The following is a 22,012-nucleotide window of genomic DNA, read 5'->3' on the forward strand; positions in this document are numbered from 1 at the left end:
GGGCTCTTCGACCCTGCCTCGGGCCCCTCTCGTGCGTTCGCTACCGGGTCGACCGCCGGTCGTGCGGCGTCCCGGCGGGCTCAGCCCTTTCGGGTGGCCGCTGCGAGCTCCTTAGAAACGATCTTCAGGATCTGCGCCTGATGCTGGGCGAGGAAGAAGTGGCCTCCGGAGAAACGGTGGATGTCGAATCCGCCGAGGGTATGCCCTTCCCAGGCTTCCGCTTCCTCTCCGCTGGTGCGGGGGTCGGACTCGCCGGTCAGCACGGTGATCGGGGTCTTCACCGTGTCCTGCGGTGTGGCGCGGTAGTTCTCGATCGCGGTGTAGTCGCTGCGAATGGCGGGGAGCACCATGCGCAGGATCTCTTCGCTGCCGAGAATCGCGGCCTCGGTTCCGCTGAGTTCCCGCATTTCGGCCACGATGCCGTCGTCATCGCGCAGATGCACGGTTTCGGGGCGGAAACTCGACGGTGAACGGCGGCCGGAGGCGAAGACACGGACGGGGGTGATGCCGTGGTCGCGTTCCAACCTGCGCGTCACCTCGAAGGCGAGGACGGCGCCCATGCTGTGGCCGAAAAGGGCCAGCGGGCGGTCCACCCAGGGAAGAAGTGCGCTGGTCAGGGCGTCGGCGTAGACGCCGATGTCGGTGATCCCCGGCTCGTGCCGGCGGTCCTGGCGTCCGGGGTACTGGACGGAGAGGACGTCCACCGCCGGGGCCAGCGCCTGGGACATGGGGAAATAGAAAGAGGCGGATCCGCCGGCGTGCGGCAGGCAGACCAGTCGGATCGGGCTTTCGTTCGCGGCATGGTAGCGACGGATCCAGCCATCGGCATTCTGCTTGTCGATCAAGGGGATGAAGACTCCCTGTTCCGGTGCGGAAGTGGCGTGCGGGTTCGAGGGCCCGAACTCTTTCGCTACTTCCGTACGCGCGTGTTCCGTTGTCCCCATGTCTAGCAGAGCGTCAATGCCGCCAGAACCCCTACCTTCAACCCCTAGCCTTACCGTTTCACGTGGGCGGCCCGGCAGCGGGCGACCAGCGCGTGTCCCCGGCCGGTGGCGTGGGCGGTGAACACTCCGGTCACGTTCGTCCCGGCCTGGAACGACCCCGACGCCCCGGTGCATCGCGGCATCAGCCCGCTCCTGGTCCTCTTGGACCGATCCGGCATCGGCATCCCTCCGACCCGCGACCGCACCGGCGATGACGACAACGATCGGTCGCAACTCAAGCCTTGCTCGGAGGGGCCGTGTTGAACGTCTCGCGGTACACGCGCGGCGGTACTCCGACATGGGCTTTGAACGCGGTCCGGAAGTTGGCCGGCGTGCCCAGGCCGCAGCGTCGTGCGACCGCCTCGACCCGCGCGAAGGATCTGCGGGTGAGCGTGCGGTCGGTGGAACGCTGGCGCCAGGCCTGGCGCGAGGGCGGCGTGGAGGCCTTGCGCTCCGCGGGCCCGGCGAACTACCCGGCCATCACCGATGCCGAGTTCGCCGCGCTGGAGGAAGAACTCGGCAAGGGCCCCTCAGCGCAGGGCTTCGACGATGAGCGGTGGACGCTTGCCCGGGTCCGGACGGTGATCCGCCGTCGGCTGCAAGTGAGTCTGTCGGCGCCGACGGTGTGGCTGGTAGCCGACGCCGACGCCAACGCCAACGCCAACGCCGACAAGGCCATTCCACCGGCCCTCCAGCGCTACTTCTACCAGCCGGCACGTGCCCGCCAGGTCGTCGAGGCACGGGGTGCGTCCCACGCCGCCGTGATCAGCCACCCGCGCGCCACGGCCCGCAGCATCGAGCAGGCCGCCCACGCCACCGGCCGACCTCTCCCCCACCGCCCCGACTCGCACCCTGACGAGCCGGGGCGGAGCCCCCTGCAAGGGGCATGGAGCCCTACGGCGAGGGGGCCGGCCAGGAGGGCCGAGGCCACGAACCGACACGGCCCGGCACCCCCGCTCAGCGGAAGATCGCCATGGCCTGCACCTCCAGCACCGCCTCCTCCGCGTTCCAGTCCTGTACCTTGCCCAGACAGCGCGCGGAGAAGGGGCCCCTCGGCACCTCGTTGCGCAACCCCTCCGTGGCACAGGTGACCCGTACCCGAGGCCCGCGAGCGGGGTCCTCGGGGTCTCCGTACGGGGCGAGGAAGACCGTGCCCTCCGGGGTGTCGCCGATCTTGCGGAACCGGCCCCGGATGAGCACGAAGTCCTCGATGTCCCGCAGCCGTATGTCCCGGTGCGCCGGGCCGGGACGTGCGGGCCGGACCTCGGGCGCGGCGGCGAGCGCCTTCGTCAGGGCCTTGTTGCGCAGGACCGTCTGGTTGACGAGATCGACGTGGACGATCACGTCCTTCTCCTCCAGCACGTCCATGACCAGGCCGATCACCGATATGGGCTCGGCGACTTCCAGGTACCTGCTGACGACCTCGCGGTTCTCCCGCCGGCCCGCGTCCGCCCCGACCCCGAAGACCTTGGTCCGGATCGTCCCGTCCTTGCTGTCGCTGGTCCGCTGCTCGACCTCCCGGCGCAGCGCGGCCGCGTATCCGCGCATCTGGTAGTGGTCCATGACGGACTTCTCGTGCAGGTAGAAGCAGATGCTGTACGTGAGGTTCTGCCCGGCGGAGCGGCCTACGCCGGTGAACCAGGACGCGGCGAGCACCACGAGCGTGAGCACGCCTCCCGCCGTCAGCAGCCACACGAGCATCCAGGGCCACCAGACGCCCCACCACTCCTCACTCAGTACAGCCACGGGTCTCCTTGAAGGCGTTCAGCAGTGACTGGGCGGTGGCGTCGACCATCCGTCCTCCAGTGGCTCGCGCCGCGCGGTCGAGTTCCCGGGGATGGGCGTCGCCGTAGCGAACGGTGTACGTGTGGACGGCCCGTGCTGCCGGTGGCAGCGCACGGTACCGGTCGAGGAAGGCGTCGAGCCCGGTCCCGGCGTTGTTCTCGCCGTCCGTCATGAGGACGATCGAGGCGCTCTGCCCGGGGAAGTCCCGTACCAAATCGGCCGCTCGGCTGTAGGCGTGGTCGAGTGCGGACCACACCGCGGTGTCCTCTGCGAAGTCGTCGGAGGCGACGGCCTGCCGCAGTAGATCCAGATCGGCCTGCGTGCGGTAGGTGATGGTGCGTTCGTCCAGTACCCGGCCGGCGAAGCGGATCACCGTGAACGACTCGCCCCGGTGGAACCTGAGGAACTTGCCCGATCGGGAGTCGTCCGCGCCGCTGAGCCCGGCGAACGTGGCGCGGAGCGCGGCGATGCGCTCGCCCGCCATCGACGTGGAGAAGTCGAGGACGAAGAACACCCGCGCGGGCGGCGCGCCCTCGGCCTTTCCGTAGTCGGCGAGCAGCCGGTCGAGCACTTCCTGCCGGTCGGGGAAGTACAGGGCGTTGCCGATGGGCGGGCGAAGGGACTCGATGCGGGGGACGGCGGGGTCGACGGGCCGACGCAGCGTCCGTTCCATGATCTTCTTCTGGACCGGTCCGCTCTTCAGCCAGGCCACGAGCCGGTCGTACGCGGCTCGCTTCGCCGGGTCGAGGAGCAGCAGGGGGTAGTCGGCGAGCACCATGCCGTCCTCGGGGTGGACGATCTCCAGCGGCTCGTGCAGCCGCCCGCCGGCGTTGAGCGCCAGGAGCTCGGACTCGTAGGTGACGAGTGCGTCCAGCTCGCCCTGGCGCCGTACGAACCCGTCCGCGAGGGCGGCCGGGGAGTTCTCGGTGAGGAGGCGCCCGGTGAAGAATCCCCGGAGCCGTTCACAGGAGACGTCCTCGGGTCGCAGGGCGGATCCCGTCCCCGCGGCGGCCGTCGCGACGCCGACGAGCGCGGCCAGGCCGCTGTCGGTGTGCCGGGGGTCGGCCATCCCGAAGGTCAAGGAGCCGTCGGCGGAGGCGTCGGCCACGTCGGCCCAGGAGATCCGGCCGTCGGGTGTGCGCAGCCGCAGCCGGTCCGCGGCGGCCCGCTTGAGGCCGATCGCCACCGGGGACCGCATGATGCTGGTGGCGAGCGGGCTCTCGGTGTGGACTCCGGCGGCCTTCAGCCTCAGTTGGAGGGGACGGTCGGAGGAGAGCCAGGCGAGGTCGTGCTCGTGGTGAGTGCCGGCGAGCGCACGGGCCACGTCGTCCGTGCCCCGGTGGTCCATCTCGAGCGTGATCCCGGTATCGCGCCGTAGCTCGTCCAACAGGGGCTTCATGTCCTGGAGTTCCGAATCGGCCAGCACTCGCAAGGTGACGGGCCGGTCCCCGCGCGCCGTGCAGGCCGTGCCGGCGAACAGCCAGAGGAGGCAAAGGCACAGCGCGAGCAGTCCGGTCGTTCGGCTGCGGCCGCTCACGCGGGCGGCCCACCCGCCACGTCGGCGGCCGGGCAGTCGCCGATCCGGGAGATCATCCGCTCCAGGTAGCGCATGCGGGGCATCGGGGAGCGGGTGTCGTTGCCGGCCACCGAGGGCACGGGGATGTGGCGGTCCTCCAGGAACCGGGTGAGCTGGTCGCCCGCCACCTTGCCCGCCGGGTCGAGGATCCGGAAGCCCAGCTCCATCGCGCGGCGCCGCAGCCCGGGGTCGTGGGTGAGCAGTTCACCGAGCCGGTCGCCGTCCCGGTTCAGCGCGATGAACTCCGGCTGGGTGACGAACTGGGTAGAGGGGTAGAGCAGCACCCGTTGCGTGTCCAGCCGCTTCGACTCGGCCCGGACCTGCGCCTGGTAGGTGAGGTACTGGTGCTCGTACGCCACGACGAGCGGGGCGATCCCCTTGCCCTCCGGGGAGATGTACGTACGGAACACGTCGGACGCCGGCAGCCCCTGCTGCATGAGGGGCGCGATGGCGTCGGCGCGGGCGTCGGCCTCCTGGTCGGTCGAGGGGACCTCGCCGCCGTTGCCGCGCCAGGTGTAGGAGACCAGCGCGAGGTAGGTGCCGGCGGAGTTGGACTCGCAGACGTCCGGGGACTGGACCACGATCCGGTTGGCGTTCGCGATCCCGTGTCCCTGGATGCCCAGGTCGTTCCAGCGCTTCCCCTCGTTGATGCCGGAGAGGAACTTGTCCATGTCCAGGACGTAGTAGAGCGGTTGGTCCGGGTCGCCGCCGGCAGTGGCGCCTGGCTGCGGGGTGGCGATCCCGGCGTCGCGCAGCGTCTCGGCGTACTCCCGGTAGGTGGCGAGCACGATCGGGCTGACGAAGGGGCGGTGCACCTTGGCGTACTTGTTCTCCGCGGCGAGCCGGGTCGTGATCAGGTCGCCTGCGGGCTGGCCGGAGGGGAAGACGAAGTCGTACCCGGACAGGTCACGGACGGCGACCTCCCGCGATCCGGCGCTGGTGATGTGCAGCCGTATGTGGTGCCGCAGGAGGATGCGCTGGACTTCGGGGTCCTCGAAGTAGTCCCGCTTGGAGGCCATCCTGCCCTCCAGGGTGACGATGCGCTCGGCCGGCAGGGCCGCGTTCCCCGACTCGGCCAGCAGCGCGCCACCGATGAGCACGACCGCCAGTGCGGGTGCCAGGACGGTCGCGAGCCGGCGTCTGGGCCAGCGTGAGGACACCGGCCGCCCGACGACCAGACGCGGTTCCTCAACGACCCGTAACTCCCCACCCACCGGTACGCTCCCCCCTCGGCGCTTCTCCGCCGCACCGCCGGGAGCGTACCCGCGCGTTCGGGTGTCCGATGCGCAGTTCACCGAGAATTCGCTTGAACGATCGACGGGCCGCCTCGGATCGCTCCGAAGAGGGCCCTTCGGCGCGTGGCCGCGACCGGAGGACCCGATGTCAGTCCGCGAGGCGGGCCGTGCAGTCGCCCGCGCCGTCCACCGCGGCGACGAGAGTCGCACCGCCGGCGTGCGCACCCTCGTCCAAGCGGAAGGTACTGCGTCCGTCCGGTGCGCGTGTCCCTGGTGGCCGTGCGGACTCCGGGGAGATCCTTCGGGTTCGTCGTCGATGAGCAAGGCCGCTGCTGGTGCAGTGCATGCCTTCGATGAAGAGCCCCACCGACTGGCCGGTGTCGGCTAGAGCCTGTCCCTTTGGTTATCGGAGGGCTCGGGGGAGGTCGGTGGGCGAGGTGGAGCGCGACGTGGTGGGCGATGGCGGGCTTGTCGCGGCTCCTGCGTCGCCGTACGGCCCTGGCGGTGATCTGGGATCCGCCTGCTGGGCCAGTTCCTGCCTGGCGGCCGCCTCGCCGACGAGCATGGCCACCACAGCTGGGGTGTCGTCGGAGTGAGCGGGCCGGGGCGGCGCCTGGCGCGCCGTGACCTCCTCGAACTCCTCCGCCGGCACGACATCGCACCTGCCGTAGCGTTCCAGCACCAGCTGCGCGGCTCGGCGCGCATCGGCCGGATCGCCCAGATCCACCGGGATGTCGCCCGTGCGGTCGAGTATGACCACGGTGTGATCGACCGCGAGCCGCGCGGCGATCGCACCGCCCTTCGCACCAGCGCCGCCGGTCACGACCGCGACCCGCCGGCGCCCAACGGTCTCAGAAGACGCGGTGGACACTACTCAGCGCTCCTCTCCCTGCCGAACCCATCGGCAAGCGGGGCTGCCAGACTCGGCAACCAGCCACGACAGAGAACCCGTGCGCTTGAACAAGGCCAGCCTCTTCGCGCACCGTCGTCCAAGACCGGCCACCGGCTTCGGCGATAGCCGCCCGCTATCCAGCTGTTCGGCTCACAGCCCGGGCTGGTCGTGCTCAGGCGGCCGGTTCGCTGGGTTCGAGGACGGCCTCGACGTCAACCGTGACATCGACCATGGGGCTGACGACCACTCCCCCGCGGTCGACCACGTCGTTCCAACTCACGCCGAATTCATGCCGGTTGATACGAGTCGTGGCAGTGAATCCGATGCGGCGCCTGGGACCGAGGTCCCGCCCTTCCTCCCACCAGGGAGTGTCCCACTGCCCCAGGTAAGTGACGTCGAAGGTTACGGGGCGCGTTACGCCACGTACCGTGAGATCTCCGGTGACCTCGAACTCGGTTCCGCTCGCCTGGTGAATGCGCGAACCGACGAACGTCCAGGTCGGGTGGTGCTCGACGTCGAAGAAGTCGGCGCTGCGGAGGTGTGCGTCGCGCTGGGGCTGACCGGTGTACACCTGGGTCGCGTCGACCGTCGCCTCGACGTGCGCCTTCTCCGGCTCGTCGGGATCGACCTCCAGAAGGCCGTGCACGTTCTTGAGCTGCCCCCGGACGTAGGTGACCATCATGTGCCTGGCGCGGAACTCCGCCGCGGTATGGCCGGGCTCGAAGAACCATTTGGTCATGGCCATGTGCACCCCTGACCTACTCCGTGTACCGGGACGGGTCCAATGGCGGTGGCGGGCGCGTACGGCAGCCGTGGGGGCCGATCTGCTCGTGGTGCGTCACCGGTGTTCGTTCAGGCCCTCGGCGATGAGGGAGATGCCGATGCCGAGCGTCCAGACGTCCTTCGCCAGCACGATTCCCTGCTCGGTCGGGCGCAGGCTGCCTTCCTGCCGCATCCCCGGTGTACGCAGGTAGAGCCCGATCGTGCCGACGGAGAACGCGGTGAGCGCAACCCCGGCGACAGCGGCTGGAACGACCGGCAGGAGCAGCGTGGCGGCAATCGCGAGCTCCCCGGCAGAGAGCAGCCGCACGAACTTCTGGGCGTCGTGCTTGCCCAGGAACGGGTAGGTCGTGGCGGCGAACTGCTGCAGCCCCTCGGCGGTGGCCTCGTCCGCGTCGAGTTTCGAGAGCCCGGAGTTCAGGAAGAACGCGCCAACCGTCAGCCTGAGCGGAAGTTGACGTGCTGCGGAACATCGTGCCCAACCGGATGCCATGCCGAGCCTCCCAACATTGGCCCCGAGTACCACCCTGCCATCCGCTCGAGCCATGTCAAACGGGGGCCGATTCTCCCCACCCGCCGGCCCCGGGCTCCGGACCAGGTCGGTGCAGGTGAAGCTGCCAATCCTGCCCCGGATCGTGTCCTGCCGTGGTGTAAGGGATCAAGGCGGCGAGCCTGGGCCGGTGTGCCCTGAAAAAGCAACGGCCATCGTCCAATGCCCCGGGCTCCGCGACCCGGGCTCCGCGACCTCATCAAAGAGCCATCAGACATGCCCTAGCCGATCGAGAAGGTGACGCCGGGCGCGGCATGGTCGACGGGACCGTTGAACCGGGCCGAGGCGCGTGCCACCGCCTCGTGCGGGGTGAGGAAACGGCCGACGTGGGTGACGATCAACCGGCCTGTCCGGGCCGCGCTGGCCGTGTCGCCGGCGTCTTCGGGCGTGTGGTGAACCTGGTCGCCCTCGGCCGGCGCGTGGGTGCTCTCGGCCTCGCACAGCAGTACATCGCACCCGTGGGCCAACTGCGTGAGGTTCGCGCACGGTGCGGTGTCCCCGGAGTAGACCAGCGATTGGCCCTCGGCCTCGATGCGCACCGCGAAGGCCGGGATGCCGTGCTCTACTGCACAGCTGGTCAAAGTGAGGGCGCCGACGCGCGCTTGGTGCCCGTCATGCAGCTCATGGACGGCAAAGGCGGATTCGACCGGGCTGCGCGTCGAGCTGTTGGTCAGGAAGTGGGCCAGCCGGTCAGCGATGCCCGGCGGCCCGTACAGGGGGATGGGCGCGGCAAGCTGAATGTCAGCGAAGAGCGCCGCGTAATAGGCAGTGAGCAGGTCCGCGCTGTGATCGGCATGCAGGTGCGAGATCCAGATCGCGTCCACCTCGTCAAGGCGCACGTGCCGCTGCAGCTGCGCCAACGTCCCGCTGCCCGCGTCCACCCAGACCCGAGTCTCGCCGCTGGACACCAGATAGCCGGAGCACGGGTTGTCCACGTCCGCATAGGGCGTCGCACACCCCAGGACGGTGAGGCGGAGAAGATCGCTGGTCATCCGGCGAGCGTATAACGCGTGATCCACAGGTTTTGGCAGTTTCTCGGAGCATCGAGGTACTTCTGCCCGCTCTCCCGGCTCTGGGCGTGGAGGTCAGCGCCTTCGATGATCAGGCCTCTCAGATCCCGGGCGCATCGGTCGAAGTCCTTCACAAGTGTCAGCACTGACTGGGGGCCGGAACCGCCGGCTCGTACCGCGCGGCGTAGCAGGCTGCGTACCCAGCGCATGCCCGGTGCCCCCGCTCCTCTCCGGTTAGCGCGCGTCTCTTTGATGGGTTGGTCAGTTGATCGGATGTGTCGGCCCGATTAGTGATCACTGTTGCGATGTGGGGCCGGTTCGAGCCGCTGATGTCGCCGATCCGGTCCGTGGCCGGCCGATCACCGTAGAACTCTCAAGGATTGCCTGGCCTTCCACCCTGCATCCGTGGTCTTCTTGATCCGTTGAGGATCAAGAAGATGAGCCCTGGTGGCGCGGTGAGAAGGTTCCGCTGACCTGCCTGGTCTGCACGACACCGGTGAATGCTGCTGCGGCAGTTCAGCCAGAAGGCGTCGTTCGTCTCCTTGGCGGCAGCATTGACTTCTGGCAGGACTCCCATTCTGCAGTCCACCGGCTTGCCGACCACGACTGCTTCCGTTCTCCGGGCCGAGCTGTGCCTCGTGCGCGAGACGGAGCGGATTTCGAGCGACAGGACGGCGGATTTCCTGGACGATGACGGCCGGTGATGAGCAGGCCGGCGTGCTGGCGGACGGGATGGCGATGGTGGGAATGTCCCTGGAAGCGCTGGACGCAGTGGTGTGGGACGGGCTAGGTACGTCTCACTCGAGCCAGCCGGTCGAGGACGTGCCGCGTGCGCTGCGTCGGATCGCTCTTGCGGGCCCGGCCGCGACAGAGGACGACTGCGATCCGCTCTACTCCCTCATCACGAGGCAGGGGTGTGAGACACCGTCCGCAGCGGCTGTTGCCTTGCCGTTCGTCGTCGCGCTCGCCGCCGACCCAGACATCGGGGCACGGGTCACCCTCACCGGGCTGCTGGCGGCCATGCATGCACCGGCCCTGACAGACGAGGACTGGACGGGAGCATGGGCCCTGCTCACGGACCCGGACCCGGCGGTACGGCGGGCAGCGATTTGGCTCGCACGCGGCTGCGCCGGGCTGCTGGAGCGATGGCGGATCGAGACGGATCAGGCGGTGCAGCTGCCGATCCTGATCGCTCTCGGCGATGCCGCAGCCGACCCAGATGTGGACCAGGACGCCGCCGGCATGGCCCGGGCGGTGCTGGATCAGGTCTTGGGCGGTGACGATCCGGTGCTGTGGGTCGCGGCCGTGTACGCCTCGGCCAACCTGGACCGGGACCTGCCGGTGCGTCAGCTGGACCGACTGGTGGACGTGTTCTCCGACCTCGCGGTGCGGCCACGGTTCGAGGAGGCGTGGTACCAAACAGACTTCGAGTTTCCCTCCAGCCGCGAGGACGTGCTCTGGTGGATCTCCAGGCGGCTGGAGCACAACTGCGAGGCGCAACTGTCCTTCGCCGTCCGGCTGATCGAGGCGGCCGGCCGGACCGGGGACACCCCGCTGTGCCGGGGGGCCCTGGACCTGGCGTGGCACCAGCTGGTCCGACGGCGTTCCGTGGCAACCGCGCTGCTGGCGCTGGCGGGTGCTCTGCTGGACGCCCCGGACGGACCGATCCGGCTGCGAGCGGCGAACATCCTCGCGGCGATCGGTCCGACGGCAGCTCCGTACGCCGACCGGCTCGCCGAACTGCTCGACGACGCCGAGGCCGACGAGGGCCTGGACGGAACGGTGGGCGAGATCGCCCGCTGGGCCCTGGCCCGGACCGGCGACCCGCGCGCCCTGCCGGGCCTGATCGAGCAACTCCGCGCACAGGAGGAGGAAAGCCGCGGCTACAACCTCGAGGAACCGAGACGGCCGGACATCGCCCACGTGCTGATCCCGCTACGGGCGAACGCGCACGTCCTGCTTCCCGCGATGCGCCGGGCGATCCGCGACGGCGGCCCCCCATGCGGTGCGACCCACGGCTTCCTCGCAGTGCTGGAGGCATGGGGCGAGGATGCCTTGCCCGCCCTGCCCGATCTCCTGCCGCTGCTCGCCGACACCCGGACCTCTGTCGACGTACTCGGGGTGCTGCGAGCGATGGGGCCGGCCGCCGCCTCGGCCGAACCAGCCCTGAGTACCTGCCAGCTGCTCGACCACTTGGGCAACCACTGGTCGGTGACCTGGACCGCAGCGTGCATCCGGGGGGACCGTGCCGCGGCGCTGCGACTGGTCGGCGACGCGGTCATGACGGCAGAGGTACCAGAGCACGGGCCGTTCTCCTCCCTGGCCGAGTTCGGTCGCGACGCCGCGCCGTACGCCGAGCGGGTCCGGTCCATCCACGAGAACAGCACGCGGTGGTGGGCCCGGCTCACCACAGCCGTCACACTGTGGTCGATCACCGGCCAAGCGGATCCGGCCGTGCAGGTCCTGGAGGAGTACGTCCTACCGGTCGCCGACGGCGACGACGGCTTCGGCTCCTTCCGCGAGGCGCTCAAGGGCCTGATCCGGATCGGCGAAATCAGCCCCGTGATCCGGGACGCACTGCTGACCGTGCGGGAGTCGGAGCGCCGTCTGTCCCAGCGCGACGGCTACGAGGCGATCCTCCAGGACGAGGAGCTGCGCCGGCTGATCGAGCAGGTACTCGCGTGCACCCATGCCTCACCGAGCGAGACGTGCCGGTGAGGTACTTGGCCGTCGATGGATGAGTGGAGGACACCCTCCGGGTCACCAGGTGCGCCTGTGTCAGGATCCTGCCTGCCGGTGAGCGCGCGGCCACCTACGACTCGGCGTGCGGATCAGGTGCAACAGCTGGTTGCAGGGGCTGCCGTCGGCGACGCCGGACGCGACACCGTCACGCGCTACGCGTCAGCCCGCGGGCAGTCCCCCCTGGCGCCATGGCGTGCGGCCGCACAGCTCCAGGCCGCCCGGCAGCGCCTGCGCGGTGAGCCGACCGAGACCTGTGGTCGTCCGAGGCTGACGATCAGGCGCGGGGCCGGGTCGAACTCGAGTCGCCAGTACAGCTCGATGCCCGCCTCGGCGTAGAGCATGGGCTTGAACTTGCAGCGACACACCCCGCCGCTGCCCTCCCCGTCATGCCCGCAGGTGCCCGAGCCCGGCGCCCGTGCCGAGGCCCGCAATCCCCCGACGGAGTGACAGGAACCTGTTCGAGTGAGTTTCAAGGCCACCACGCCAGGCCCGCCAAGCCCACCAGGCCAGCCCAGAACATCAGTTCACCATTCGCACCCGATTCAGCCGTGACGCACTCGATCGGGAGCCGTTCTTAGAGCACCAGTACCAGACATGCGCCCATCCGGAGGACCCCGTGCATCCCGTGCCGAACCGCCTCGACACCCCCGACACAATCGAACATCCCCGACCTGTGCCGTGTCCGAGCCCGGTCTGCGGGCGCCGCGTTGACGCCTCGTCCTCCCATGGCCGCGCCTCGCGACCGGATACCAGGAGGGTCGCGTGAGCAAGAACTCGACGACCGGCTCCGGCACCACGGGGGTGTCGGAGTCCGAGCGGCTCCTCTTCGGTGGTGAGCTCGCCTACGACATCGGCTGGGACCGGCACGAGGGTGCCTGGCTCAAGCTCGGGCTGTGGACGATGGCGCGGGAACTGCCACGCCTGGTGGGTACCGGGCTGCGGCTCGCTCGCCTGGCTGACGCCGGGGCCCTGCGTGTGGTCCTTGCTTCCGAGGCCGGTCGTGGCATCGCCCAGGCGGTCGGCCTGGTCGCGGTGAACAGCGTGCTTGGGCACATCCTCACGGGCGGCAGCACGAACGAGCGCCTCGTCCAGGCGGTCCCCGCGCTCACGGTCGTGGCGGTCACGGCGTTCCTCAGCTCGCTGCTGCGTTCGGCTTCAACGGCGGCCACAGGGGCGCTGGAGCCGAAGGTGCAGCGGGTGGCCACCGAGCAGTACCTGGGGCTCGTGCACCGCACCGAGCTCGCGGCGATCGAGGACGACGAGTTCCACCGGCTCCTCGACGCGGCCCGGTACGGGGCGGACTCGGCCCGGCGCATGATCCGCTACTGCACCAACACCCTGAACGCGGGAGTGTCCTTAGTCGCCGCGGCCGGCGTGCTGACGGTCCTGCACCCGGTGCTGCTGCCGCTGCTGACCCTGATGACCCTGCCGAGCGCGTGGAGCTCGCTGATGATCTCCCGGCAGAAGTACGTCTCCTTCCACGCCTTCGTCCAGCACGCCCGGGCCGGACACCTCCTCGGCCAGTTGTTGACCCAGAAGGAAGCGGCGGCGGAGGTCCGCGTCCACGAGGTCGGGCCGTTCCTGCTCGGGCACTTCCGGACCATGGCCGAGACCAGCGAGCGGGAGCAGACCCGGCTGGCTCGCCGGGCCGCGCGGATCGGGCTCGTCGCCGATGGCGCCGGCGGCATCGCCACCCTCCTGACCTATGGCGCGCTGGGCGCGCTGCTGTGGGGCGGGGCCATGGATCTGGCAGTCGCGGGCACAGCCGTGCTGGCCATCCGTACCGGCGCCGCGAGCCTGGACACCCTCGTACTGCAGATCACCGAGTTGCACCAGGAGTCGCTGTTCGTGGCCGACTTCGAGCGGCTGTGCCGGGAGGCGAAGGAACGGGCGATCCCCGTGGGCGGAGACCCGCTGCCCGAGCGGCTACGGGAGGTCCGATTCGAGAAGGTCACCTTCACGTACCCCGCCAGCGGCAGCACTGGCGTAGAGCCGGAGCCGACCCTGCGCGAGGTGAGCCTGTCGTTCCCGGCCGGGAAGATCATCGCGCTGGTCGGTGAGAACGGCTCCGGCAAGACCACGCTCGTCAGGCTGCTGGCCGGCCTGTACCTGCCGGACGAGGGCGGCGGCACGGTCTGGTGGGACGACGTCGATGCCCGCACCGCCGACCGCGACCAGGTCTTCAGTCGCGTCGCGCTGATGTCGCAGGACTTCTACCACTGGCCGTTCACCTTCCGGGTGAACGTCGGCATCGGCCGGCCCGGCCGGGACATCGACGATCGGGCGGTCGAAGAGGCCGCCGGCTTCTCCGGAGCCGACAGGGTTCTCGACGACCTGCCGAGCGGGCTCGGCACGCTGCTGGCCCGCGGCTACCGCGGTGGCCACCAGATCTCCGGCGGGCAGTGGCAGCGCGTCGGCATCGCACGCGCCAAGTACAGGCGGGCCGAGATCCTCATCGTCGACGAACCCACCAGCGCCCTCGACGCCGTCGCGGAACAGCGGGTCTTCGACCAGATCCGGGCCCTGGCCGCGACCACCGGCCAGACGATCGTGCTCATCACCCACCGTCTCCACTCCGTACGCCACGCGGACCTCATCCACGTCCTCAAGGACGGCCGGGTCGCCGAGTCGGGCACCTTCGAGGAACTGATGGACACGGCCACGGGCACCGGGGACTTCCGCGACGCCTACCTCGTCCAGGCCGCCGCCTTCGATGCCACGATCCCCACCCAATCCGGCGGCGACCACGACACCCTGCGTGCCGAGGACCGCTCATGACCGTGGCTTCCGCATCCGGAGCTGCCGGGGTGAACGACCGCGTGCCAGCGGGTTTCAATGGAACGCGATCGCCCGCCGACCAGCAGGCCGGCCCGCCACCAGGGTCCGCCGAGTCCGGGGCTCCGTTGATGCTCGTGGATGGTCGTCTTCTCCTCTACCGGGCCCCTTTCGGCTTTCCCCGGCGGGTGACCGCGGCTGGCGGGGAGGACCTGACGGGCCTGTTCGGGTTCGTCGCGCTGCTGTGCAAGGCCCACCGGGAGCACTGTCCGGAGCATGAGGTGTTCGTGGTCTTCGACGCCGACGACGGCTTTGCGGGCCGTGCCGAGAGCGTGCCCGGCTACGAGGCGGCCCGGTCCGGCGCCGACCACAGCCCTGTCGTCCACCTGCCCGCCGTCAACCAAGCCTTGGCCGCGGCCGTGGTCGACCGCTTCGGTGTCCGCCCGGTGCGATGGCCGGACTTCCGGGCGCTGACCGGGGACGCATCAGACGGCGTCCGCGGGGTCGCCGGCGTGGGCCCGGTGACCGCCGGGCAACTCCTCGTCCGCGGACGCCGCCTGGAGAACCTGCCCGAGTCCGCTTCCGGGCGTGCCGGGACGGGGCCGGCCCGAGCCCGCGCGCAGTGGCAGGAGGTATGGGCCTGGCGGGAAGCGATCCGTCTGAATGCACACGTCCCGATCCCTGATGAACTGCTCACCAACCGAGCCACCCCAGAGCTGCTGCCCGCAGGCCGACTGCTGACGGAGGCGGGCCTGTGGTGACGCTGCCCCGCCCCCGCCCCCGGCCCTCCGCCGGCGAGAAGGTGCCGAGACTCGGTCCGGGCTTCCGGTGGTACCTGAGCGGGGAGTCCGCCGGGTTGGTGGGGACATCGGTGCACCTCGTGGCGCTGCCCACGCTGGCCGTCCTCGAACTGGACGCGACGGCCGGGCAGGCCGCGCTGCTCGCCTCCCTGGCCCATCTGCCCACGTTCCTGCTGGCCCTCCCGGCCGGCGGCATCGTCGACCGGTACGCCAAGCGGGCTCTACTGGTGGGAACGGACCTGGCGGGCACCGCCGTCGTCATGGTGGTTCCCGTGGCGGCGCTGGCCGGGATGCTGTCGATGCCCGTGCTGTATGCGGTTGCGCTGGTCTTGGGCGCAGTCACCGTGCTGCACCAAGCGGCGGCGATCGCGATCGTGCCGCAGCTGGTCGAACCCGCCCTGCTGCACCGGGCCAACGCCCGGGTGGGTGCCGCGTTCGGGGCCGCGGACACAGCCGGCACGTACCTGGGCACCGCGGTCGTCGCAGTCGTCGGCGCGTCGAGGGCCTTCTGGCTGGACGCCCTGTCGTACCTGGTGTCCGCCTGCTGCGCCACCAGGCTTCCGGAGCCGGGTCGTCCGGTACGGGGCAAGGGAAGGTCCGGGCGGCGACTGGCCGGGGAGATCGGGGAGGGGCTCGCCTACACGGCGCGGACTCCGCTGGTGCGGGACCTCGTCCTCGCGCTGACCCTGACCGGTGTGGGAGTCGGTGTGACCGGCGCGCTGTTCGCGTACTACGTGTTGACCGCGCTGGAGGCGGGCCCGACCGGACTGGGCATCGTCATGGGCGTCTCCGGCGTGGGCGCGCTCGTCGGCGCCCTGGCAGCGCCGCGAATCGTGGCCCGCTTCGGCCCCGGCCCCACCCTGCTCGCCGGATTCGCCACCTGCCCGGTGGCGGGCGTGCCCCTGCTGGTCGCCGGGCCCGGTCCCGTCTGGCTGGTCGTCCTGGCCGCAGCGGGTGGACTCCAGCTCGCCGCTGCGGCGGTGGCGGGCACCACCCAAAGGTCAGTGCGCCAGCAGATCTGCCCGCCCGGGTTGCAGGCGCGGGCGCAGCAGACCTCGACCTGGCTGGTCTCCGGGAGCAAGCCGTTCGCTGCCCTGGCCGGCGGTGCTGTGGCCACCGCGTACGGAGCGCGTGCCGCGCTGGCCGTCGGGACGTTGGTGCTGGTCTTGCCGGTGGTCGTGCTCTGGCGTTCACCAGTCAGCCGCCTGACCGCGATGCCCGTGCCCGCGCCTCCCGCTGACGGCTCCGTTCTCGTCGGGCCTGACCGTCCGCCGGCCGACACGGACGGAGCAGACCCGCACCCGTGAGCGTCGCCGGACATCTTCCTTTCGCCCTTCTCGCCGAACTGTGAGGCCCCTCTTGCCGCCCACCCGCTCACACATCCGCGATCTCGTCACCGCATATCTGGAACGGAACCCAGCTGAAGCGCCGCTGCTGGCACCCCTGTTGCAAGTGCTGACCGACGGTGACGAGCCCACGAGCCGCTCCACCCTGCCCGGACACGTGACGTGCAGCGCAGTCGTCGTCGACCGGCACCGCCGCGTCCTGCACGTCCGCCACAACGCCACCGGCCTGCTGCTCGCGCCCGGCGGGCACGTCGAGGCCCTTGACCGTTCCCTTCTCGAAGCTGCGCTGCGCGAGGTCCACGAGGAAGCCGGCATCCCACCCAGCGCGCTGTGCGCCACCGCCGCCTACGGTCGTCTGCCCTTCGACATCGACGTCCACGACATCGACGCCAACCCGGCCAAGGGCGAAGGCGCGCACCAGCACTGGGACTTCCGCTTCGTCCTCCAGCTCGTGCACGGGCACGTCGAAGTCTCGGTGCAGCCGGAGGAGGTCTCCGCCGCCGCGTGGCTCGCCTTCGACGAGGTCACGTCCCCGACCCTGCGGGCGAAGCTCTGCGCCTCCGGCCTCGATGGCCGCATCGAGCCGGTCAACGCCTCGGCCTTGATCCACGACGGGCAGGGCCGCTACCTGCTCCACCTGCGCGACAACGTGCCCGGCATCTGGGAACCGGGAGCCTGGTCCCTGCTCGGCGGAAGCCGCGAGCCGGACGACACCTCGATCGAAGACACCCTCCGCCGTGAGCTGCGAGAGGAAGCCGGACTCGAGCCAGACGCTCTGGAGCCGTTCGCCGTCGAGCACGCCACCGGCACCGACGGCCTCACCGTCCCCATCCAGATCTTCACCACCCAGTGGACCGGCGACCCCGCCAGCCTTCCGCTCACCGAGGGCGTGATGCTCGCCTGGATTCACCCCGAGACCATGCCCCGCCTGCGGCTGAGCCCCTCCACCCTGGACCTCGTACACCGGCACGCCGAGCACTGCGCCCGCGACCAGGCGGCGGCCCGGCCTGAAGCCGCGGGCCCGAAGGCAGGCGGCACCAGCGTTCCGCACATCGTCGGCGTCCACCTCTATCTGGAACGCGACGGCAAGGTGCTGCTCGGGCTGCGGCACCCCGGCTCCGTGTACGCCGGCGGGGCCCATCACTTCCTCGCCGGGCACTGCGAGCAGGAATCCGCCGTGGCCTGCCTGGTGCGGGAAGCGAGAGAGGAAGCCGGCCTGCTCATCGACCCGCAGGACGTCGAGCTGGCACACGTGGTGCACATGGTGGACAAGCCCGGCGCGCAGCCCCGCATCGGGTTCGTCTTCCGCGCGCGGCACTGGACGGGGACGCCCGAGGTCTTGGAGCCGGACCGGTGCGTCTCCTGGGACTGGTGGCCCGCCGACGCCCTCCCCGAGCCGATCGTCCCCTACACCCGCGCCGCGATCGAAGGCATCCGTGCCGGCCGCCCCTACACCGAACTCGGCTGGACCTGACCACCCCGCCGACCACCCCGCCGTCCCGAACCCCGGCCCAAGGAGTTCGTACGTGCTCGATCCCGTCGTACCGCCCACCCACACCGAAGCCTCCCCCGACGCGGGAACGAACGCCGCGCGAGCCGAGTTGGTCGCCGGGCTGGAGGCCGCCGGCCACCTCCGGCCAGGCCCGGTCCGGGATGCCTTCCTGGCGGTGCGGCGGGAGGTTCTGATGCCGCAGGCGTACGTGCGGCGCACCGAGCCGGACGAAACCCCGCCGCGCTGGGACATGCTCGATTGGGGCGTGCCCGCAGACCGGGAGGAACTGCTCGGGCTGCTCTACGGCGGGGAAAGCGTCCTGATCCAGCACGAAGGCGAGCCGATTCTGGCCCGGCTGCCGGGCCCTCGATCGGGCGGGTCGATGACGGCGATGTCCAGCACGGTCGGCATGACCGCCGCCCTCCTCCAACGCCTCGACCTGCGCCCGGGCCAGCGGGTGCTCGATATCGGGACCGGGGCGGCGGTGACCGCGGCCGTCGCTTGCCGAATCGCGGGAGATGCCGGGGTGGTCACCGTGGACCTGGACGAGCACATCACCGCCGCCGCCCGCGCGCGGCTCGCTGAGCTCGGCCACCGGCCGACGGTCGTGACCGGGGACGGTGAGGACGGCTGGCCCGCGGGGGCCGGCTACGACCGGATCTTCGCGTCCTACGGCGCCACCCGGGTGCCGGAGGCCTGGCCGCAGCAGCTCGCGGCCGGTGGGCTCGCGCTGGCGACCCTGTCGACGTCCTCACCGTCCTGGCCGGGCCTGGCCGTCATCACCAAGACCGCCACCGGGCACACCCGCGCCCGCTTGGAGGCATTGGAGCTCGGGCACCGTGCTGGCCGCGGCTGGAAGCAGATCTTTCTCAACGCCCGCTTCCGGGAACGGATCGCTGTCGTGGACGGCGGCAGCACCCGCACTAGTAGTGCTTTGTTAGCTGGTCTTGTCACGTTGGGTGTCTGGTAGTTCGCTGGTTGGTATGAGGGTTGGGGAGCTTGCTGCGGTTCGGGTCCGGTTGGAGGAGTTCGTCTCCGAGGTGTTTGCGCCGCTGGTGCGGCGGGACCAGCGTGAGAAGGGCTTGCTGTATGTGCGGGGGCTGTTGCTGGACGGCCGGCGGAAGTCGATGCAGCCGATGGCCGAACGCCTCGGTATCGATCACCAGCGGTTGCAGCAGTTCATGACGTCCTCGAGCTGGCCGGTCGAGGACGTGAGAGCCCGGCTCGAATGGCGGGCCGTGGCCGCGGTGCAGCCCGAGGTCTGGGTCGTGGACGACACCGGGTTCCCCAAGGACGGCACCGCCTCGCCCGGGGTGGCCCGCCAGTACTCGGGCACCCTGGGCAAGGTCGGCAACTGTCAGATCGGCGTCAGTGTCCACGCCGCCACGGACACGGCCTCCTGCCCGCTGTCCTGGCGCCTGTTCCTACCTGCGAGCTGGGACAGCCCGGAAGCCGAGGCCCGCAGGCGAGCCTGCAAGATTCCCGATACCGAGCACCACCGCCCCAAGTGGCAGCTCGCGCTGGACATGCTCGATGAACTCGACGGCATCGGTCTGCGGCCCGCCGCACTGGTTGCGGACTCCGGCTACGGCGCGAACGCGGACTTCCGCCACGGCCTCGAAGACCGGGGACTGGCCTACGTCCTGCAGGTGAAAGCGGAGATGACCGCCCACGGCGAGGAGGCCGAACCACACCAGCCCGCATACGGCGGGCTGGGGCCCAGGCCGCTGCCCCGCTACCGCACCCGGCCCCTCTCCTTACGCGACCACGTGCTGGCCGCCGGCCGACGGGCGGGACGCACGCTGACCTGGCGCAAGGGATCGAAAGCGGCAATGAGCTCGCACTTCGTGCTCCTGCGAGTCCGCCTCGCGGGCCGTCGGCCCAAACCCGCCGCCGACGGAACGATCCCCCTCGCCTGGTTGATCGCCCAGTGGCCCGACGGCGAAGCGGAGCCGGTGAAGTACTGGATCTCGAACCTGCCCGCCGACATCCCGGCCAAGGACCTTGTCCGCCTGGCGAAGTCACGCTGGCGGATCGAGCACGACTACCGCGAGCTCAAGACCGCTCTGGGCCTGGACCACTTCGAGGGCCGCTCGTTCACCGGCTGGCACCACCACGTCACCCTCGTCACCGCCGCCCACCTGTTCCTCACCGAACAGCGGACCTGCCCAAAAGCCCCTGCCAGGGCCTGACCCTCTACCAGGCCCTGGACCTCCTCCAACACCTCATCGCCACCTGGACCGGCACATGCCCCACCTGCCGACAACCCACCCCATGGCAGCCCTACGACACCACCTAACAAAGCCCTACTAGGCCGTGTCTTCAAATGGTTCTGATGGGGGATCATGTCGGCATGGTGCGTCGTCATGAGCTGACGGATGTGGAGTGGGAAGCGCTGTCCGGGCTGTTGCCGCGGTCGTCCTCGGGGCGGCCGCGGTTGGACGACCGGCGGGTCCTGAACGGGATCGTGTGGAAGCTGCGGACGGGGTCGGCGTGGCGTGATGTGCCGGCACGGTACGGGCCCTGGAGGACTCTGTACACGCGTTTTCGCAGGTGGGCGCTGGACGGGACGTTCACGCGGATGCTGGCCGCGGTCCAGGCGGAGAAGGACGCGACCGGTGACATCGATTGGCTGGTGTCGGTCGACTCCACGGTCACGCGGGCCCATCAGCATGCTGCGGGCGCCCGCAAAAAGGGGCAGGGGAGGGGGACGAAATATGTGATCACGCCCTCGGACGATCCCGAGGCGGACTGACCACGAAAATCCACCTGGCCTGCGACGGCCGCGGCCGGCCGCTCGGCTTCGTCCTCACCGGCGGCAACGCCGCCGACTGCACCCGCTTCGAAGAGGTCATGGACACCATCAAGGTCCGCCGGGCCGGGCCCGGGCGGCCCCGAACCCGCCCGGACCACGTCCTGGGCGACAAGGGCTACAGCTCCCGCAAGATACGCGCCTACCTGTGTAAACGCGGGATCGGCCACACCATCCCCGAACGCCGGGACCAGCGGGCCAACCGATCCCGCCGCGGCCGCGACGGAGGCAGACCACCTGCCTTCGACAAACAGCTCTACAAGAAACGCAACGTCGTCGAACGCTGCTTCAACCGCCTCAAGCAGTACCGCGCGATCGCCACTCGCTATGACAAAACCCGCGAGTCCTACCAGGCAGCCGTCACCATCGCGTCCCTGTTCCTCTGGCTCAGACCCCTTTGAAGACACCGCCTAGCCGCACGGGGCCGCCGTCCGACGAGGCGCGGGGGATGTGGCTAGCGCTGGACCACCTGTATCCCGGCCTCGTGCGGAACTGGGCCGCCGACCACCTGGTCATCGGGGCACCCGACTGCGGCTCCTGGGTCACCGCGCGCCCGAACGACACCGGCCAGTGGGCGGTCACGGTCTGCGGGCCCCGCGACATCTGGACGGAGATCCAGGACACCGCCACCCGCTGGCAGGACGCCGGATCCCCCGCCTCCTACCGGCTGCACCTCGAACCGGACGGAACCCAGTGGGTCAATGCCGGAACCGGACCGACCGAGCTGTCCTGGCCCCTGCCCGCCGCCCCGAACCCGGAGACGACCGTGCCGCCGCAAGCCCCCGAACCCTGCCTGTCACCGAAGGAGAAGAGCCGATGACCTCGCCGACCCCTACTGCCACCACGCCTCGGTCCGGCAGCTGCCAGTGCGGCACGATCCAGTTCACGGTCGCCGGAGAGCCCGACTACCCCCACACCTGTAGTTGCCGGGACTGCCAAAGCCTTTCGGGGGCACCGATGATGTCGTGGGTCTCCTTCCCCCTCGACGGGCTGGTGTGGTCCGGCAACGAGCCGTCGTGGCACTACACGTGGCCCGACTCCAAGCGCGGCTTCTGCCCGAACTGCGGCAGCCAGGTCTGCGCCCTCGACGACGACGCCGCCGGCATCGCGGTCACCCTCCCCGCGCTCGGCAACCCGCCCGACCTGGTCCCGGTCAATCAGAGCTTCCGCGAGACCGCCGTGCCCTGGCTGCCCCAGGTCCCCGACACCCGCGCCCGCAGCTGACCACCACACC

20 protein-coding genes and 1 pseudogene are annotated in these 22,012 nt (G+C 70.4%); 12 read left to right on the forward strand and 9 right to left on the reverse strand.

Features of this window, described 5'->3' with window-relative positions:
• Positions 1–80: 80 nt before the first annotated feature.
• Positions 81–845: a thioesterase II family protein gene (locus tag OG386_RS02355; RefSeq protein ID WP_328786502.1), complete on the reverse strand. Its 765-nt coding sequence runs from the start codon at positions 843–845 to the stop codon at positions 81–83.
• A 149-nt stretch (positions 846–994) separates the two neighbouring features.
• Positions 995–1,126, reverse strand: coding sequence for a hypothetical protein (locus tag OG386_RS02360; protein ID WP_328786503.1), 132 nt, complete (start codon positions 1,124–1,126; stop codon positions 995–997).
• Between the two features lie 180 nt (positions 1,127–1,306).
• Between OG386_RS02360 and OG386_RS46800 the strand changes: the two are divergent.
• Positions 1,307–1,612 (forward strand): annotated as a pseudogene (locus tag OG386_RS46800) (helix-turn-helix domain-containing protein); the annotation flags it as partial.
• Between the two features lie 328 nt (positions 1,613–1,940).
• On the opposite strand, the gene OG386_RS02365 reads toward OG386_RS46800, so the two are convergent.
• From OG386_RS02365 to OG386_RS02395, 7 genes are all read right to left on the reverse strand, one after another.
• The gene (locus OG386_RS02365; RefSeq protein WP_328786504.1) at positions 1,941–2,729 is read right to left on the reverse strand and encodes a hypothetical protein; all 789 of its coding nucleotides are present in this window, start codon (positions 2,727–2,729) and stop codon (positions 1,941–1,943) included.
• A complete protein-coding gene (locus OG386_RS02370; protein ID WP_328786505.1) occupies positions 2,713–4,305 on the reverse strand; it encodes a VWA domain-containing protein in 1,593 nt (530 codons plus the stop codon). Before OG386_RS02370 ends, OG386_RS02365 begins: the two co-directional genes overlap by 17 nt.
• A complete protein-coding gene (locus tag OG386_RS02375) occupies positions 4,302–5,558 on the reverse strand; it encodes a hypothetical protein (protein WP_328786506.1) in 1,257 nt (418 codons plus the stop codon). Before OG386_RS02375 ends, OG386_RS02370 begins: the two co-directional genes overlap by 4 nt.
• 424 nt (positions 5,559–5,982) lie before the next feature.
• Positions 5,983–6,450: a hypothetical protein gene (locus tag OG386_RS02380; RefSeq protein WP_328786507.1), complete on the reverse strand. Its 468-nt coding sequence runs from the start codon at positions 6,448–6,450 to the stop codon at positions 5,983–5,985.
• A gap of 193 nt (positions 6,451–6,643) precedes the next feature.
• Positions 6,644–7,216, reverse strand: coding sequence for a YceI family protein (locus OG386_RS02385; protein ID WP_328786508.1), 573 nt, complete (start codon positions 7,214–7,216; stop codon positions 6,644–6,646).
• 93 nt (positions 7,217–7,309) lie between these two features.
• A complete protein-coding gene (locus tag OG386_RS02390) occupies positions 7,310–7,744 on the reverse strand; it encodes a MauE/DoxX family redox-associated membrane protein (protein WP_328786509.1) in 435 nt (144 codons plus the stop codon).
• Between the two features lie 278 nt (positions 7,745–8,022).
• On the reverse strand, positions 8,023–8,793 hold the full coding sequence (locus OG386_RS02395) for an MBL fold metallo-hydrolase (protein ID WP_328786510.1): 771 nt from the start codon (positions 8,791–8,793) through the stop codon (positions 8,023–8,025).
• A gap of 518 nt (positions 8,794–9,311) precedes the next feature.
• Between OG386_RS02395 and OG386_RS02400 the strand changes: the two genes are divergently transcribed.
• From OG386_RS02400 to OG386_RS02450, 11 genes are all read left to right on the forward strand, one after another.
• Positions 9,312–9,515 (forward strand): hypothetical protein, encoded by a 204-nt coding sequence (locus tag OG386_RS02400; protein WP_328786511.1) that lies wholly within the window; start codon positions 9,312–9,314, stop codon positions 9,513–9,515.
• On the forward strand, positions 9,502–11,529 hold the full coding sequence (locus tag OG386_RS02405) for a hypothetical protein (RefSeq protein WP_328786512.1): 2,028 nt from the start codon (positions 9,502–9,504) through the stop codon (positions 11,527–11,529). Before OG386_RS02400 ends, OG386_RS02405 begins: the two co-directional genes overlap by 14 nt.
• A 786-nt stretch (positions 11,530–12,315) precedes the next feature.
• Positions 12,316–14,331, forward strand: a complete 2,016-nt coding sequence (locus tag OG386_RS02410; protein WP_443053069.1) for an ABC transporter ATP-binding protein — start codon at positions 12,316–12,318, stop codon at positions 14,329–14,331.
• A gap of 134 nt (positions 14,332–14,465) precedes the next feature.
• Positions 14,466–15,089, forward strand: coding sequence for a 5'-3' exonuclease H3TH domain-containing protein (locus OG386_RS02415; protein ID WP_328786513.1), 624 nt, complete (start codon positions 14,466–14,468; stop codon positions 15,087–15,089).
• Positions 15,086–16,435 (forward strand): MFS transporter, encoded by a 1,350-nt coding sequence (locus tag OG386_RS02420; RefSeq protein ID WP_328786514.1) that lies wholly within the window; start codon positions 15,086–15,088, stop codon positions 16,433–16,435. Before OG386_RS02415 ends, OG386_RS02420 begins: the two co-directional genes overlap by 4 nt.
• Positions 16,436–16,631: 196 nt before the next feature.
• A complete protein-coding gene (locus tag OG386_RS02425) occupies positions 16,632–17,948 on the forward strand; it encodes an NUDIX domain-containing protein (RefSeq protein WP_328786515.1) in 1,317 nt (438 codons plus the stop codon).
• 52 nt (positions 17,949–18,000) lie between these two features.
• A complete protein-coding gene (locus OG386_RS02430) occupies positions 18,001–18,936 on the forward strand; it encodes a protein-L-isoaspartate O-methyltransferase family protein (protein ID WP_328786516.1) in 936 nt (311 codons plus the stop codon).
• Positions 18,937–18,949: 13 nt separating this feature from the next.
• A complete protein-coding gene (locus OG386_RS02435; protein ID WP_328786517.1) occupies positions 18,950–20,158 on the forward strand; it encodes an IS701 family transposase in 1,209 nt (402 codons plus the stop codon).
• 161 nt (positions 20,159–20,319) lie between these two features.
• Positions 20,320–21,179, forward strand: a protein-coding gene (locus tag OG386_RS02440) for an IS5 family transposase (protein ID WP_328793139.1) whose coding sequence is annotated in 2 segments (ribosomal slippage) — positions 20,320–20,668 and positions 20,668–21,179 — 861 coding nt in all. Because the reading frame shifts where the segments join, the coding sequence is not laid out codon by codon here.
• Positions 21,180–21,226: 47 nt separating this feature from the next.
• Complete coding sequence (locus tag OG386_RS02445) at positions 21,227–21,598, forward strand: hypothetical protein (protein ID WP_328786518.1); 372 nt, start codon at positions 21,227–21,229, stop codon at positions 21,596–21,598.
• Positions 21,595–22,002: a GFA family protein gene (locus OG386_RS02450; protein WP_328786519.1), complete on the forward strand. Its 408-nt coding sequence runs from the start codon at positions 21,595–21,597 to the stop codon at positions 22,000–22,002. Before OG386_RS02445 ends, OG386_RS02450 begins: the two co-directional genes overlap by 4 nt.
• Positions 22,003–22,012 lie beyond the last annotated feature (10 nt).

It is taken from the genome of Streptomyces sp. NBC_00273 (assembly GCF_036178145.1).
Lineage (GTDB): Bacteria > Actinomycetota > Actinomycetes > Streptomycetales > Streptomycetaceae > Streptomyces.